Genomic DNA, 14,685 nt, shown 5'->3' with positions numbered 1-14,685 from the left:
TTAATTTACAAAAGTATTATACCGAAATTACATTGCTTTGTAAGCGCCGTCTTCGATAATCATACCCTTAGGCTCCTTGTTAGGCTCACCGTCAGCAGTCCAAGTGATTGTACCTGTAACGCCCTCAACAGTGATTTCTGTCATAGCAACCTTGAGGATATTGCAAAGGTCTGAATAGTTCATTGTTGGGTCTGTTACGTTGCCCTTCTCCAAAGCAGCCTTAATTGCATAGATTGCATCGTATGCGTCTGCTGCAAACTGGTTAGGAGTCTCGTTGAACTTCTCTTTGAAAGCAGAAACGAAAGTAACAGTCTTTTCATCCTGAGCGTCTGCTGCGAATGGTGTGAGGAGCATTACGCCCTCTGCAAGGCTTGTGTCGAAGTTATCCATAGCAAGGATACCGTCCAAACCGTCGCAGCCGAAGAAGAGTGGCTCATAGCCCTTGCTCTTAGCCTGCTGGAGGATAAGAGAAGCTTCCTGATAGTAGATTGGAAGGAATACAAGCTCTGCGCCTGCGCTCTGTGCCTTCTGGAGGTGAACAGAGAAGTCGGACTTAGCGTCAGATGTGAAAGCCTCAGCAGCTACGATCTCAAGACCGTCTTTCTCAGCCTCAGCCTTAAATGTGTTGTAGATACCTGATGAATATGGGTCAGAGCTGTCATAGATTACAGCAATCTTTGTAGCAAGACCCTGCTGTGAGATATACTCAGCAGACTTAGCACCCTGGTTAGGGTCAGAGAAGCAAACTCTGAAAGCGTTGTCTGTGTTGATGCTCTCTACTGCTGTAGCAGAAGGAGTCAAAAGGAACATGTTGTCCTGTGAAGCATAAGAGTTAACATTGATACATGGCTTACTTGTAACTGAGCCAAGGGAAATCTGCATACCCCAGTCCTTAAGAGCGTTGTAAGCTGTAGCAGCCTTCTCAACGTCGTTTTCGTCGTCCTGCATCTTGAACTCGAGCTGGTAGCCGTTTACGCCGCCTGCTGCGTTGATTTCGTCAACAGCCAGCTGTGCGCCGTTCTGAACAGCCTTACCGTAAACAGCAGTATCACCTGTGAGAGGGCCTGTTGCGCCGATCTTAATAGTACCGCCTGTTGCACCTGTGTTTTCAGAAGCACCGTCAGCTGTAGTTGTGTTTTCTGTAGCTGTGTTGTCTGTGTTGTCTGTGTTGTTTCCGCCGCATCCTGCAAGTGCGCCCACTACCATGAGTGATGCAAGTGCGAGGGCAATAAATTTCTTGAACACTTTAAATACCTCCATTTTATTCATTTTTATGCATAATCTTCGCAATGTTATTGCACTTTGAAATATACTACCATTTTCAGCTTTTGTCAATAAATAAGGTAAAAAATACAAGTGCTTTGTAAAAAACATGTAACCAAGATAAAAATTACAGCCTGAATATGTGCATTTTTATTCATAAAATTTCTTTTTCTTGCCATTACAAAAACAACACAATGATAAAACATCCGTCTCGGCCTTTTCATAAAAAGCTTTAGACGGATGTTTCTGCCCTTACTATTCAGTTGTTTTTAGCTTTCAGCCCGGATTTCCGTTGGTTTTTATTTTTGGAATGTGGTAAATTCTTCTGAGGAGAAAAGATAAAAACTTCGGTCTTTCAATAAGTATAACTTTCATAAGCTACCTCCTGCCACAGCTCAAAGCTATTATTATGATGGTTATGGCTGCAATCATGACTACACATTCACATTCAAATATACTCGCCACAATCAATCCGGCGCCGAAAGCAATAGCCACAGCGTTTGGGCCTCTTCTGCAGCGGCTCATAATCATCACCCTTTACCATAATATACAAAGGCGAAAAACTTGTTACATAAAATTCTTGAAGTGACATTCTTATCTTGGTATAATGATTACCGTAAAACTAACAGGACGGTGTAATATGAGAACCATTGAAATAAATAAAAACGACAGCGGACAAAGGCTTGATAAATTCCTTACAAAAAGATTTAAGACAATGCCTCTGCCATTGATGTACAAATATATAAGAACCAAATACATAAAGCTCAACGGTAAAAAGTGCGAAATATCCTCACGCCTTAAAGAGGGCGATGTTCTCACCCTCTATATTAAGGATGAATTTTTTGACGCTCCAGTATATGACAGCTACGACTTTTTGAAAGCTCCCTCAAAGCTTTCAATAGTTTACGAGGATGAAAACATACTTCTTGTGGATAAACAGCCGGGACTTATAGTTCATCAGGACGAAAACTACCACTTTGACAGCCTTATTTCAAGAATACAGCATTATCTTTACGACAAAGGCGAATACGACCCAAAGGATGAAAATTCCTTTGTTCCCGCTCTTGTAAACAGAATAGACCGCAACACAGGCGGAATTGTAATTGCCGCCAAAAACGCAGAAAGCCTTAGAATTTTAAATCAGAAGATGAAAAGCCGAGAGCTTGAGAAATACTATCTCTGCCTTGTTTTCGGGACTTTAAAGAAAAAAGAGGATTTGCTCATAGATTATCTTGAAAAGAACGAAAGCCAAAACCGTGTTTATGTTCTTAAAAAGCCAACGGAAAATTCCAAAACCATAAAAACAAAGTACAAGGTTTTAGACGAACAAAGAGGACTGAGCCTTGTGGAGGTGGAGCTTCTCACCGGACGAACCCACCAGATAAGAGCACATATGGCTTCAATCGGTCATCCCTTAGCCGGTGACGGAAAATACGGCTTAAACGCTCAAAACAGAGCTTTGGGACTTACTCGTCAGGCACTTTATTCCTACAAGCTTGTTTTTAAATTTGAAACCGACGGAGGAATACTTTCCTATCTTGACGGCAAAGAGTTTTCAGTAAAAACAATATGGTTTGCAAAAAACAGCAAAATCGACTTTACACCTTTTGAGAACATGAAAACTCTCCCCTCCTCAAAGGAAAACAACTCAAAAAAATCTGCTCCCAAAAGTCAGAAAAATAAAAACTACAAAAAACCGGACAACAGAAAAAAGCCAAGGAAATAAAATTCCTCGGCTTAGAAATTATTTAATACACATAAAGGCGCTCATTGTGCCTCTTTTACCGTTTGTGGCACGGTGGCTCCATAAAAGGTCGCTGTTGCATTTTGTGCAAAGGTCGCTCAAAACCACATTTTCGGGATTAACTCCGGCGCTCACCACAATCTGTCTGTTACATTCCAAAAGGTCAAGCATATACTTGCCCTCTCCCTTATCAAAGACAAATTTTGAGCTGTCCAGTCCCTCAAGCCCTAAAAACCTTTCAGCTACAGGACTGTCAACCTCGTAACAGCACTTTGAAATTGCAGGGCCTATACATACCTTTACATCCTGAGGGTTTGTGCCGTAGTTTTCTTTCATGGTTTTTAAGACCTTTTCGCCGATTCTGCCCACGGTTCCACGCCAGCCCGCATGGGCAAGGCCTATAACCTTCTTCTTTGTATCAACAAAGAACAGCGGTGTGCAGTCTGCGTAATATGTAACTAAGGTAACTCCCTTTTCATTTGTCACCACAGCGTCAACGCTCTGGATATCACGTGGTTTATAGATTCCCACGCCTTTATCCGCCTTAGTCACAACCCTTACAAAAGTATTATGGTCCTGAGCGGAAGCCACAAGGCTTTCATAGTCAAAGCCTGCTGCGTCGCAGAAAATCTTATAATTCTCAGTAACATTTTCATCCGGGTCGCCTCTGCCAAATGAAAGGTTCATGGATGTAAATTCATTTTCAGAAACTCCGCCTATTCTTGTAGAAAAGGCGTGATTTATAAAATCAATTTTTTCAAGCTCATTATATTTGAGAAAGCAAACACCTTTATTTTCTTTAAGTGTCATGGTCTTTGAATTTATACTGAACATTAAAACAACTCCCTTTAAGTGATTTGTTTGATTAGTTTATTTTACTATATAAGATTATCACTTGCAAGAAAAAATAATCGATGATATAATTTAATTATAAACAAAAACTATATTTTTCTGCCAAAACAATAAAGCAAAGGACGTGTAAACATGAAAACACCGCTTTTCGGAGCTTCAATAGAGGTAAACTGCGAATACTGCCAAAATTCCGTAAGCAACGGAAAGGAGTTTCTTTGTTCCGCAGGAAAAACAATCAAAAACGGAAAGTGCAGAAAGTTTAAATACAACCCAACCATGCGCAAGCCAAAAGGAGAACCCACCCTCTCCCAAACCTTCACCCCCGAAGACTTCATGCTATAATTTTTAGCTCCGGCTTGGATAGGTACTGCGAAAAATTAACTTTCGTTTTACGCCGGGCGAGACGTTTTGTTCAGTCTTTGGAATTGCTCGCTCTCATCCGACTTTTTTATTTCCTATCTGCCGAGGTTGGATATAAAAATCAACTTCTACACAGGTCGGACGAGACGTTTTGTTTAGTCTTTGGAATGGTTCGCTTTCATTTAGCTTTTTTATTTTTTATTTCCGATCTGCCAAGGTTTGATATATAAATTAACTTCTGTACAGGTTGGGCGAGGCGTTTTGTTTAGTCTTTGGAATGGTTCGCTTTCATTTAGCTTTTTTATTTTTTATTTCCTACCTGCCGAGGTTTGATATATAAATTAACTTCTGTACAGGTTGGGCGAGGCGTTTTGTTTGGTCTTTGGAATGATTCGCTCTTATTTAGCTTTTTTATTTTCATAAAAAATAACATTAAACGAAAGGGAAGCGTTGAAAAAAACACTTCCCTTTCTTCATATTTTAAAGTTCAATCAGATATAGTAATCCGCAATGTGGCGGATTTTTTTTCTTGCGTTTTGAATGTGTCTGCAAACAGTTGAAGGACTCAAGCTCATCTCCGTTGCGATTACCCTAATGGTTTTGCTTTCAAGATAATATCTTGTCATGCACACTCTTTGTTTTTCTGTGAGCTCTTCCCTCATTGCTTTTTGCAGGATTTTTTTCATTTTGTCCTTTCCGCAGGAAACTCCGCCTGAATTTGCGCAGTAATAATCAAAAAACACTGCGTCGGCGTTGTCGTCCTTAATATGAATTACATTATTCGGCATCTTGTTCCACTCTCCACACTTCTGTTTCTCAAAAATTCCGCTGTTTTAAGACTTTCGTAATATATGGTTCTGTATTTTCCCAAAAGCTCATAAAAAGTACTTTTTTTCTCTGGGGGCGCATTTTTAATTCTTTCCTGTATCTTGTCGATATTACTTTTTATGATTTCCGCATTTTCCATATATTCTTCAGACCACTTAATATAATCCACCACAACCATCCCTTTCACATAAAAGAAATATTTTTTATATAACTTCCAAACGAGTTTTGCGGGGCGTTCAAAACTCTAATAAAATTTTAGCAGGTAAGGAAGAATTTTACAATATTTTCATCGAACGGTTGTTCCATGTGAAAGATATTTAACATTCACTGTACCAAAAAAGGTACAGTACTGCGAAAAATGTAGAAATATGTAGAAAAAATTCCCAAAAACTCTTGACAAAAAAATCCTCCCCGAAGATTCCGGAGAGGATTTTGTAAATAAAATATTATGATTCCTGATAAAGTTTAGTAGCTGCCAGCTTCATTTTACGTTCTGTCTGAGGTTCTTCCTCATTGACCGGAGCAGGCTTTAAAAACTTCTTTTTAAACTTAACCCCGTCAAAGCAGAGCTTATAAACAAACATAGCTGTTCTCTTTTCTCCGCATGAGTCGCAGGAAAAATCGGCACGAAAACCTCTGTTGTGGAATTTCAAATCAGAAGTACGTGTCATCTTTTTTCCGCAAACAGGGCAGTCCATTTCAATAAGGGATTTATCCACCAACGGATTATCCAAATCCCTCAGATACTTGGGCTTGAAGCTCATTCTTCTGAAAAACTCGTCGTCAGTAACCGCAGTCTGAGAATCCAAAACATCACGGTTGTACACAGCTTTCAAGCACATTGCGCTGACTTCCGCATCGTTCACTGCTCTGTGGAGAGGAATTTCCGGTATCTCAATACCCATATGCTCACAGGCGGCGCTTAAACCCATCTGTTTTGATGCGTCGTACATATTCAAAGCCTTAGCGCAGTAAGTCTGCAAGTTGCAGTACTTTTTAACAAAGAGCGGTTTTGCGGTACCGAAATGCACACGGCAGTTTTCAGACAGCACCGACAAATCTGTGCTTCCCCAGGTCATAAGAACCGCATCTCCCAGAAAAGCGCCGAATTTTTTATAAACTGTCTTAAAATTCTCTTTTGCGCTGTTTAATTCCCACTGAGAAATGTGTGTAAGCTCCTGAACCCAAGGGTTAAACTTCATATTAAATTTCTGCATAACAATTTCAGAAAAGGTGTCAACTGTTTCAAGATTGCTGTCCAGCTTCACCGCTCCGATTTCGATAATCTCATTAAAATTTCTTTTAAGCGTTCTGCAAAAACCGCTGTTCCATTCAAGGTCCAAAATAACTATAAAATCTTTAACGTAATTATTCTCACTCATTCTTTCTTCTCAGCACTTTCGGTTAATTTTCTTGATAAGACAAAATTTACAGAACCAAATTCAAAACAAATTACTTCTTAAATGCTTTCTTCATTCTCAGTTCCTTGGAGAGAATTTTCTTGCGCATACGGATGCTCTTTGGAGTAACCTCAACAAGCTCGTCGTCTGCAATAAACTCAAGACACTGCTCAAGTGAAAGTATTGTAGGAGGTGTCAGCTTCAAAGCGTCGTCGGAACCTGAAGCTCTTGTATTTGTAATATGCTTTTTCTTACATACGTTAACAGTTATATCCTCTGATTTTGGGCTTGCACCGACAATCATTCCCTCGTAAACAGGAACGCCCGGGCCTACAAAAAGTCTGCCTCTGTCCTGAGCCTGGAAAAGACCGTAAGCAACTGTCTCGCCTGTTTCATGGGCAATCAAAGATCCCTGGTGACGTGTTATAATCTCGCCCTTAAACGGCTCGTAACCATCGAATACGTGGTTCATAATACCGTTACCGTTTGTATCTGTCAAAAACTCAGGGCGATATCCCATAAGGCCTCTTGCAGGGATTCTGAATTCAATATGTGTTATACCGCTTTCACGTGTGCCCATGTTGATAAGTTCAGCCTTTCTTGAGCCGAGCTTTTCCATAACTGCACCAACATAGCTGTCCGGAACTTCAATCATAAGATATTCGATAGGCTCGCACATAACGCCGTCTATCATCTTTGTGATAACCTGAGGACGGGAAACCTGGAACTCGTAGTTCTGTCTTCTCATCTGCTCAATAAGGATTGAAAGATGAAGCTCGCCTCTTCCGGAAACCTTAAAGGTATCTGCGCTGTCTGTCTCCTCAACACGCATAGCAACGTTTGTTTCAACCTCTTTGAAAAGTCTGTCTCTGATATTTCTTGAAGTTACAAACTTTCCTTCACGACCTGCAAATGGGCTGTTGTTTACCATAAAGTTCATAGAAACTGTAGGCTCGTCAATCTTTACAAAAGGCAAAGGCTCTACACAGTCCATGGAGCAAACTGTTTCACCGATATTCAGGTCTGCAATACCGCTTACGCAAACCAGGTCGCCAACAGTTGCACTTTCGCACTCAACTCTTTTAAGACCCTCAAACTGATAAAGCTTAGTAATTTTTACATTTTTGGTAACATCGCTTGAGCTGCTGCAAAGTGTCACTGTCTGACCTGTCTTTACAGTACCTCTTTCAACTCTTCCGATGCCTATTCTTCCCACATAATCATCGTAGTCGATGTTTGAGAAAAGAAGCTGCAAGCCTGCTTCCGGGTCGCCCTCAGGAGCAGGAATTTCTTTTATTATCTCTTCAAAAAGAGGTTTCATATCTGTACCCGGAACATCAGGGTCAAGAGAAGCAAAGCCGTCTCTTCCTGAAGCGTAAACCACAGGAAATTCAAGCTGGTCCTCATCTGCGCCCAGTTCGATAAACAGGTCAAGAACCTCGTCCACAACCTCGGCAGGACGTGCGCCGGGACGGTCGATTTTGTTTACAACAACCAAAGGCTTTTTGCCGAGACCCAAAGCCTTTTTAAGCACGAAACGGGTCTGAGGCATACAGCCCTCAAAAGCGTCAACCAAAAGTAAAACGCCGTCAACCATCATAAGAATACGCTCAACCTCACCGCCGAAATCAGCATGTCCGGGAGTGTCAACTATATTTATTTTTACGCCGTTGTACATAACGGCTGTGTTTTTGGAGAGAATTGTAATTCCTCTTTCACGTTCAAGGTCGTTGCTGTCCATAACACGTTCCGCAACATTCTCGTTTTGTCTGAAAATACCGCTCTGTTTCAAAAGCTGGTCAACCAAAGTTGTCTTACCGTGGTCAACGTGAGCGATAATTGCTATATCTCTAATATTCTCCATTTTGCTCATCAAATCATTCCCTCTTATAAGCATAAATTACTGTATCTCACAATCTGTAATTATAGCATAAGGCTCATTAAAAAACAAATAGTTTAACAATAGGGAAACTCAATTCTGTATTATTGTTAAATTTTACTCTTTTAAAGACAAAATTATTGTTTAGTTTAATTGATTTTCCGATACAAAGAAAAAAATACGGCAATAAAGGGTATTTTATATTTTACAAATGTTTTAATCTGTCTTTTCGGTGAAAAACTTTACTTTTTTACCCATATATAGTATAATAAGCAACGTAATTAACTAATTTGCACAAAATCGGGAGGTTATAATAATGGGCTACACTATAGCGCAGAAAATTATCAAAAACCATCTCCTTTCCGGCGAAATGGTAACCGGAACGGATATCGGTCTTAGAATTGACCAGACTCTTACTCAGGACGCAACAGGCACAATGGCTTATCTTGAGTTCGAGGCAATGGGAGTTCCCAGAGTAAAAACAGAAAAGAGCGTTGCATATATCGACCACAACACTCTCCAGACAGGATTTGAAAACGCAGACGATCACCGCTTTATCCAGACTGTCTGCAAAAAGCACGGCATCTACTTCTCACGTCCGGGAAACGGTATCTGCCATCAGGTTCACCTTGAAAGATTCGGCAAACCGGGCAAGACACTTATCGGTTCCGACAGCCATACACCTACAGGCGGCGGTATCGGAATGCTTGCAATGGGCGCAGGCGGACTTGACGTAGCTGTTGCAATGGGCGGCGGCGCATATTATATAACAATGCCTAAAATGGTAAGAGTAAACCTCACAGGCAAGCTCAGACCATGGGTTTCCGCTAAGGACGTTATCCTTGAGGTTTTGAGAATTATGTCCGTTAAGGGCGGCGTAGGCAAAATCATCGAGTACGGCGGCGAGGGCGTAAAAACTCTCACAGTTCCTGAAAGAGCTACAATCACAAACATGGGCGCAGAGCTTGGAGCTACAACCTCCATCTTCCCATCAGATGAAATCACAAGAGAATTTTTGAAGGCTCAGGGCAGAGAAGATGATTACACAGAGCTTTCCTCAGATCCGGACGCAGTATACGACGAGGTTATCGACATCGACCTCAGCGCACTCAAGCCAATGGCAGCATGTCCGCATAGTCCTGACAATGTAAAGACAATCGAAGAGCTTGCAGGCGGCAAAATCGACCAGGTTTGCATAGGCTCCTGCACAAACTCCAGCTATCTCGACCTTATGCGTGTAGCTGCAATCCTCAAAGGCAAGACAGTTCATCCTGACGTTTCCCTTGCAATCGCTCCGGGAAGCAAGCAGGTTTACAATATGCTGGCATTAAACGGCGCTTTGGGCGACCTTATCGCAGCCGGCGCAAGAATTTTGGAATGTGCCTGCGGTCCATGTATCGGTATGGGACAGTCACCTAACAGCAAGGGTATCTCCCTTAGAACCTTCAACAGAAACTTTGAGGGCAGAAGCGGTACAGCCGACGGACAGATTTACCTTGTTTCCCCTGAGACAGCAGCGGCTTCCGCAATTACAGGCGTATTCACAGACCCAACTACTTTGGGTGAAGAAGTTAAAATCGAGCTTCCTGAGAAGTTCCTCATCAACGACAACATGGTTACTCCTCCTGCTTCAGAAGAGGATATGGACAAGGTTGAGGTTTTGAGAGGTCCAAACATCAAGCCTTTCCCAACAACAAAGCCAATGGAAGACACAATCAAGGCAAGCTGCGCATTGAAGGTTGGCGACAACATCACAACCGACCACATTATGCCGGCAGGTGCTAAGATTCTCCCGCTTCGTTCAAATATCCCTGCTATCTCTAACTACTGCTTCACAGTATGTGATAAGGACTTCCCTGAAAGAGCAAAGATGCTTGGAAGCAGCGTAATCGTAGGCGGAGCAAACTATGGTCAGGGTTCTTCCAGAGAGCATGCGGCTTTGGCTCCTCTCTATCTTGGCGTTAAAGCAGTTTTAGTTAAGAGCTTTGCAAGAATTCACAGAAGTAACCTTATCAACGCAGGTATTTTGCCGCTCACATTCGTAAACGAAAGCGATTATGATAAGATTTCTCTCGGCGACGAGCTTGTACTTCCGGATGTTAAGAAAATCATCCTCGAGGGCGGCGACGTTGTAGTTGAAAATGTTACAACAGGCGAAAAGATTATGGCTAAGTGCGAGCTTACAGGAAGAACAAGAGATATCATCCTTGCAGGCGGACTTTTAAACTATACAAAGGAGAACAGCTAACATGGAAAAAATCAGAATGACCACTCCCCTTGTGGAGATGGACGGCGACGAAATGACCAGAGTTATCTGGCAAATGATAAAGGACATACTTTTGACACCTTTTATCGACCTTAAAACAGAGTATTATGATTTGGGTCTTGTTCACAGAAACGAAACAGACGATAAAGTAACCTTTGACAGTGCAGAGGCTACAAAGAAATACGGCGTTGCAGTTAAGTGCGCTACAATCACACCAAACGCTGCAAGAATGCCTGAATACAACCTGAAAGAGATGTGGAAGTCCCCTAACGGCACAATCAGAGCAATTCTGGACGGTACAGTTTTCAGAACTCCTATTCTCGTTAAGGGTATCACCCCATACATTCCAACATGGAAAAAGCCAATCTGCATTGCAAGACATGCATACGGCGACGTTTACAAGAACACAGAAATGGTTGTTGAGCAGGGTTCAAAGGCTGAGCTTTGCGTTACAAAGCCGGATGGCACAGTTGAAAAATCTCTCATCCATGAATTTAAGGATTCAAACGGCATAATCCAGGGTATCCACAACCTTGACAAGAGCATTGGTTCCTTCGCAAGAGCATGCTTCAACTTTGCACTTGACCAGAAGCAGGATATCTGGTTTGCAACAAAGGATACAATCAGCAAGAAATACGACCACAGATTCAAGGATATTTTCCAGGAAATCTATGACAACGAATACAAAGAGAAATTTGAAGCCGCAGGCATCGAATATTTCTACACCCTTATCGACGACGCAGTTGCAAGAGTTATCAGAAGCGAAGGCGGCTACATCTGGGCATGCAAGAACTACGACGGCGACGTTATGAGCGATATGATTGCAACAGCTTTCGGCTCACTTGCAATGATGACAAGCGTTCTTGTTTCTCCTGACGGAATTTACGAGTACGAAGCTGCACACGGCACAGTACAGCGTCACTATTACAAGCACCTCAAGGGTGAGGAAACCTCCACAAACTCAGTTGCAACCATCTTTGCATGGTCAGGCGCATTGAGAAAAAGAGGCGAGCTTGACAACATTCCTGAGCTTTCAGCATTTGCAGACAAGCTTGAAAAGGCTACAATCGACACAATCGAGGACGGCGTAATGACAGGCGACCTCTATCTCCTTTCAACTCTTGAGAACAAGAAGAAAGTAAACACAAGAGAGTTCCTTGAAGAGGTTGGCAGCAGACTTAAAGCAATGCTTTAATCAAAAGAGGTGGTAAAATGGCAAAAAGCAACGGGATTTCCATGTCCGTAATCAGGCGTCTGCCAAGATACTATCGCTTTTTGACAGAACTGCACTCTGAGGGAGTCTTAAAAATCTCCTCCACAAATCTTGCGTCAATAATGAATGTGACCGCTTCCCAGGTAAGACAGGATTTAAACTGCTTCGGCGGTTTCGGCCATCAGGGATACGGATATTGTGTGGAAGATTTAAAAAATGAAATTGAGAATATTCTGGGGCTCAACAACAACTATCAAGCGGTGTTGCTGGGCGCCGGAAATCTGGGCAAAGCCGTGGCACGCCATATAAATTTCAGCGAAAGAGGATTTCAGCTTACAGCTATATTTGACCGTGACCCTGAAAAAATCGGAACAGAGCTGGGCGGCATAATAATCAGAAATGACAACGAAATTTATGATTACTGCCGTCAAAACAAAACCGATGCGGTTTTCCTCTGTATTCCAAAAAACAGCGTTGAAAACGTCATTGATAAGCTTTACGAGCTGGGAATCCGCAATTTCTGGAATTTCAGCCACTATGACATAGCAAAGGTTTATCCCGACACAGTGGTTGAAAACGTCCACATGAGCGACAGTCTTATGACTCTCTGTTACAGAATAAACGACAGCCAAAAAGAAAATTGATTTATAAACATAACCCCGCACCTGCAATAACTGCAAGTGCGGGGATTTTTACTATATTAAACTTAAATACTTTGGCGGCACAGCTTTTGTAAGCCATACACCATTTTCTGACAGATAAAATTTAAAACCATCCTCAGCCATTTTCCCTGTTTCAATTTTCAAAACAGCCGGCTTTCCGTGGCGTTTTCCAACCTTCTCTGCGGTTTCCACGTCCTTTGAAAGATGAACATAAAGCCGTGATTTAGGAACAAGTCCCTCTTTCATAATCGACCCTAAAAATCTTTCCGCCGTTCCGTGATACAGAAGCTCCGGCGGAGTAAGCTCTTTAAGCTCCACATCAACATCGATTGAATGTCCCTGTCTTGCTCTTATTTTGCTCTTGTCATCGCTTAAAGAATATCTCTGCTTGTTGTCCGTTTTTACTATGTATTCAAGCTTTTCCCTGTTGAAATCAGGGTATTTCTTTTTTAATCCATTGATAAGCTCATCTACATTTGCCCAGCCGTTTTTATCCAGTTCAATCCCGATTATTTCGGGCTTGTGCCTTAAAATAAGGCATATATATTTTCCTATTTTTATATCATTCATTTTTATCACTTCCTATAAAAAATACATTGACACAGTTATATTATATGATATACTAAAAATAAAAAGCCAAGGAGATGAGCGGTAATGGCAAAGCTTGAAAAAATGCTCTATGATGATTTTAACAGAATTATCGGAAGAATTGAGGCAGAAATTCTTTCCGGAAGCAGTTCAGCCTCCCTTGAGGACACAAGTGATTTTGTAGACGGAGATGCAAGGTGCAGTGTCAGGGTTTTTGAACGCTATAGCGCATTCGGAGGCAACCGTGTAAGCCTTTCCGTCACTCTCTTTCAAAACGGAAACGGCCCTATACATCTTTCGGCAATCACCGCCGGCGGAAGCCAAGCTATGTTTTTTAAGCTAAATACCGTTGGCGAAGAAGCTTTTCTTGATAAGCTCCGTGAAATACTCTGATAAACAAAAAGTCACCGACTAAACCCAAAAGGCGCAACCGGTGACTTTATTTTTATTAAAGCTCCTTGTCGATTTTCTCCCAGTCAATCTCCTTTGAACAGTGACTGCAACTATCAGGTCTGTGATAAAGCATAGATTTCAAAGGCTTGTTGCAATGAGGACAGCGATAACGCAGATGCGTAAATAAAAACAGTGCGCCAAACACAAGGGTCACGCCCAAAAACATCAATGTAGGAATAAGCTTGGAAAAGTTGCCGTATTGCATAAAGAATGTAATAAAGAAATAGGCATAAGCCAAGATTAAAATAATTGAAATGTATCTTATGTTTTTAATATTTATCTTCATAAACTCTCACCTCTGTATTTGAAATCTATTATACAACAATCTCTATAAAAAAAGCAATATTATTTACAGAAAAAATCCCCGGGAAATTCCCGAGGATTTTTTTGCCTTTTTTACAGCTTTCCGCCTTTTGCAAATCTATCAACTAAACTTTCACTGGGCGTATCACTTTTAACTTTATTCTTATTTATAAGTTCCATTTTGATATCAGTTAAAAGCTGCAATCCTTCGCCTATTCCATAGTTTAACAAACCTGAAAACAATGCGGTAAAGAATACATAATACCAAAATGGATCTTGGTTGGCTAAACCTACTATAGCCCACAGTACACCTACAATAAATATAAGTACCGCAACTATCTTAAAAGCACTTGCCACCTTATTCTCCATAGCTTTTCCCTCCTGTCTCTTATTTTTTTAACAGCAATTAGAAAATGTCCTTTTTATTACTGCAATTTCATTATATCACATATAATTATAAATTGCAATTATTTTTATTTGCAAATATATTTTTTATAATTAAATTTATAATACAAAATGTGTTCTATTATTATAGATTAAAAAAATCTATACTATAAACAGAGGTGATGAATATATGAAAGACAAATTTATTATAAAGCCCAAAAAGACACGCTCAGTTACTATGACAATAAGAATAGACAGCGAAATCAGTGATAAACTGGATGAGCTGTCATTAAAAAGCAACCGTTCACGAAACGAACTAATAAATATGTCCCTGCGTTACGCTTTTGAAAATCTGGAATTTGTAGACGAACCGGAGGATAATAACCCATGAAAAAAGGCTGTGGTCGATAAAACCACAGCCTTAATAATTTTTTATTTAAATTAAGTCAAACCCAATTTGTAAGCGAGCCATTCTAAGTCGTTTAACAAA

At 41.0% G+C, this 14,685-nt stretch carries 17 protein-coding genes; 7 read left to right on the top strand and 10 right to left on the bottom strand.

The window, feature by feature from the left end:
• Positions 1 to 27: 27 nt before the first annotated feature.
• Together CGICJO_RS06500 and CGICJO_RS06495 are read right to left on the bottom strand one after the other, a co-directional pair.
• The gene (locus CGICJO_RS06500) at positions 28 to 1,245 is read right to left on the bottom strand and encodes an ABC transporter substrate-binding protein (RefSeq protein WP_442856062.1); all 1,218 of its coding nucleotides are present in this window, start codon (positions 1,243 to 1,245) and stop codon (positions 28 to 30) included.
• Between the two features lie 396 nt (positions 1,246 to 1,641).
• Positions 1,642 to 1,788 (bottom strand): hypothetical protein, encoded by a 147-nt coding sequence (locus CGICJO_RS06495; protein ID WP_158096234.1) that lies wholly within the window; start codon positions 1,786 to 1,788, stop codon positions 1,642 to 1,644.
• A gap of 115 nt (positions 1,789 to 1,903) precedes the next feature.
• Between CGICJO_RS06495 and CGICJO_RS06490 the strand changes: the two genes are divergently transcribed.
• On the top strand, positions 1,904 to 2,989 hold the full coding sequence (locus tag CGICJO_RS06490; RefSeq protein ID WP_486498275.1) for an RluA family pseudouridine synthase: 1,086 nt from the start codon (positions 1,904 to 1,906) through the stop codon (positions 2,987 to 2,989).
• 18 nt (positions 2,990 to 3,007) lie between these two features.
• On the opposite strand, the gene pgeF is transcribed toward CGICJO_RS06490, so the two are convergent.
• Positions 3,008 to 3,841 carry a peptidoglycan editing factor PgeF gene (gene pgeF / locus CGICJO_RS06485; RefSeq protein ID WP_486498274.1) on the bottom strand — a complete coding sequence of 278 codons (834 nt, stop codon included), beginning with the start codon at positions 3,839 to 3,841 and terminating at the stop codon, positions 3,008 to 3,010.
• A gap of 150 nt (positions 3,842 to 3,991) precedes the next feature.
• Between pgeF and CGICJO_RS06480 the strand changes: the two genes are divergently transcribed.
• Positions 3,992 to 4,201 carry a hypothetical protein gene (locus CGICJO_RS06480; protein ID WP_087377334.1) on the top strand — a complete coding sequence of 70 codons (210 nt, stop codon included), beginning with the start codon at positions 3,992 to 3,994 and terminating at the stop codon, positions 4,199 to 4,201.
• A 509-nt stretch (positions 4,202 to 4,710) separates the two neighbouring features.
• Here the strand turns inward: CGICJO_RS06480 and CGICJO_RS06475 are convergent.
• The 4 genes from CGICJO_RS06475 to typA all read right to left on the bottom strand — a co-directional run bounded on the left by CGICJO_RS06475 (position 4,711) and on the right by typA (position 8,320).
• Positions 4,711 to 5,007: a sigma-70 family RNA polymerase sigma factor gene (locus CGICJO_RS06475; protein ID WP_087377332.1), complete on the bottom strand. Its 297-nt coding sequence runs from the start codon at positions 5,005 to 5,007 to the stop codon at positions 4,711 to 4,713.
• On the bottom strand, positions 4,992 to 5,216 hold the full coding sequence (locus tag CGICJO_RS06470; RefSeq protein WP_143256362.1) for a hypothetical protein: 225 nt from the start codon (positions 5,214 to 5,216) through the stop codon (positions 4,992 to 4,994). Before CGICJO_RS06470 ends, CGICJO_RS06475 begins: the two co-directional genes overlap by 16 nt.
• A gap of 277 nt (positions 5,217 to 5,493) precedes the next feature.
• The gene (locus tag CGICJO_RS06465; protein ID WP_087377329.1) at positions 5,494 to 6,429 is read right to left on the bottom strand and encodes a 3'-5' exonuclease; all 936 of its coding nucleotides are present in this window, start codon (positions 6,427 to 6,429) and stop codon (positions 5,494 to 5,496) included.
• Positions 6,430 to 6,499: 70 nt separating this feature from the next.
• Positions 6,500 to 8,320 (bottom strand): translational GTPase TypA, encoded by a 1,821-nt coding sequence (gene typA / locus CGICJO_RS06460; RefSeq protein ID WP_486500002.1) that lies wholly within the window; start codon positions 8,318 to 8,320, stop codon positions 6,500 to 6,502.
• A 322-nt stretch (positions 8,321 to 8,642) separates the two neighbouring features.
• On the opposite strand from typA, the gene CGICJO_RS06455 reads away from it, so the two are divergent.
• Genes CGICJO_RS06455 through CGICJO_RS06445 form a run of 3 tightly spaced genes read left to right on the top strand, consistent with a single transcriptional unit; the run spans position 8,643 to position 12,449 of the window.
• Positions 8,643 to 10,574 carry an aconitate hydratase gene (locus tag CGICJO_RS06455; protein WP_486498273.1) on the top strand — a complete coding sequence of 644 codons (1,932 nt, stop codon included), beginning with the start codon at positions 8,643 to 8,645 and terminating at the stop codon, positions 10,572 to 10,574.
• Position 10,575: 1 nt separating this feature from the next.
• Positions 10,576 to 11,787, top strand: coding sequence for an NADP-dependent isocitrate dehydrogenase (locus CGICJO_RS06450; protein WP_087377323.1), 1,212 nt, complete (start codon positions 10,576 to 10,578; stop codon positions 11,785 to 11,787).
• A gap of 17 nt (positions 11,788 to 11,804) precedes the next feature.
• The gene (locus CGICJO_RS06445) at positions 11,805 to 12,449 is read left to right on the top strand and encodes a redox-sensing transcriptional repressor Rex (protein WP_087377321.1); all 645 of its coding nucleotides are present in this window, start codon (positions 11,805 to 11,807) and stop codon (positions 12,447 to 12,449) included.
• A 51-nt stretch (positions 12,450 to 12,500) separates the two neighbouring features.
• Here the strand turns inward: CGICJO_RS06445 and CGICJO_RS06440 are convergent, their stop codons facing one another.
• Positions 12,501 to 13,037: an RNA 2'-phosphotransferase gene (locus CGICJO_RS06440; RefSeq protein ID WP_486498272.1), complete on the bottom strand. Its 537-nt coding sequence runs from the start codon at positions 13,035 to 13,037 to the stop codon at positions 12,501 to 12,503.
• Between the two features lie 84 nt (positions 13,038 to 13,121).
• On the opposite strand from CGICJO_RS06440, the gene CGICJO_RS06435 reads away from it, so the two are divergent.
• Positions 13,122 to 13,448, top strand: coding sequence for a DUF6054 family protein (locus CGICJO_RS06435; protein ID WP_486498271.1), 327 nt, complete (start codon positions 13,122 to 13,124; stop codon positions 13,446 to 13,448).
• Between the two features lie 55 nt (positions 13,449 to 13,503).
• Here CGICJO_RS06435 and CGICJO_RS06430 read toward each other — a convergent pair whose 3' ends face one another.
• The gene (locus CGICJO_RS06430) at positions 13,504 to 13,794 is read right to left on the bottom strand and encodes a hypothetical protein (protein ID WP_486498270.1); all 291 of its coding nucleotides are present in this window, start codon (positions 13,792 to 13,794) and stop codon (positions 13,504 to 13,506) included.
• A gap of 110 nt (positions 13,795 to 13,904) precedes the next feature.
• Complete coding sequence (locus CGICJO_RS06425; protein ID WP_486498269.1) at positions 13,905 to 14,180, bottom strand: hypothetical protein; 276 nt, start codon at positions 14,178 to 14,180, stop codon at positions 13,905 to 13,907.
• A gap of 205 nt (positions 14,181 to 14,385) precedes the next feature.
• Between CGICJO_RS06425 and CGICJO_RS06420 the strand changes: the two genes are divergently transcribed.
• Positions 14,386 to 14,586, top strand: coding sequence for a ribbon-helix-helix protein, CopG family (locus CGICJO_RS06420; RefSeq protein WP_486498268.1), 201 nt, complete (start codon positions 14,386 to 14,388; stop codon positions 14,584 to 14,586).
• Positions 14,587 to 14,685: the final 99 nt, after the last annotated feature.

This window comes from Candidatus Limousia pullorum (genome assembly GCF_057405065.1).
Note: the sequence above shows the minus strand (reverse complement) of the source record. Positions and strands in the feature narration are given on the sequence as shown.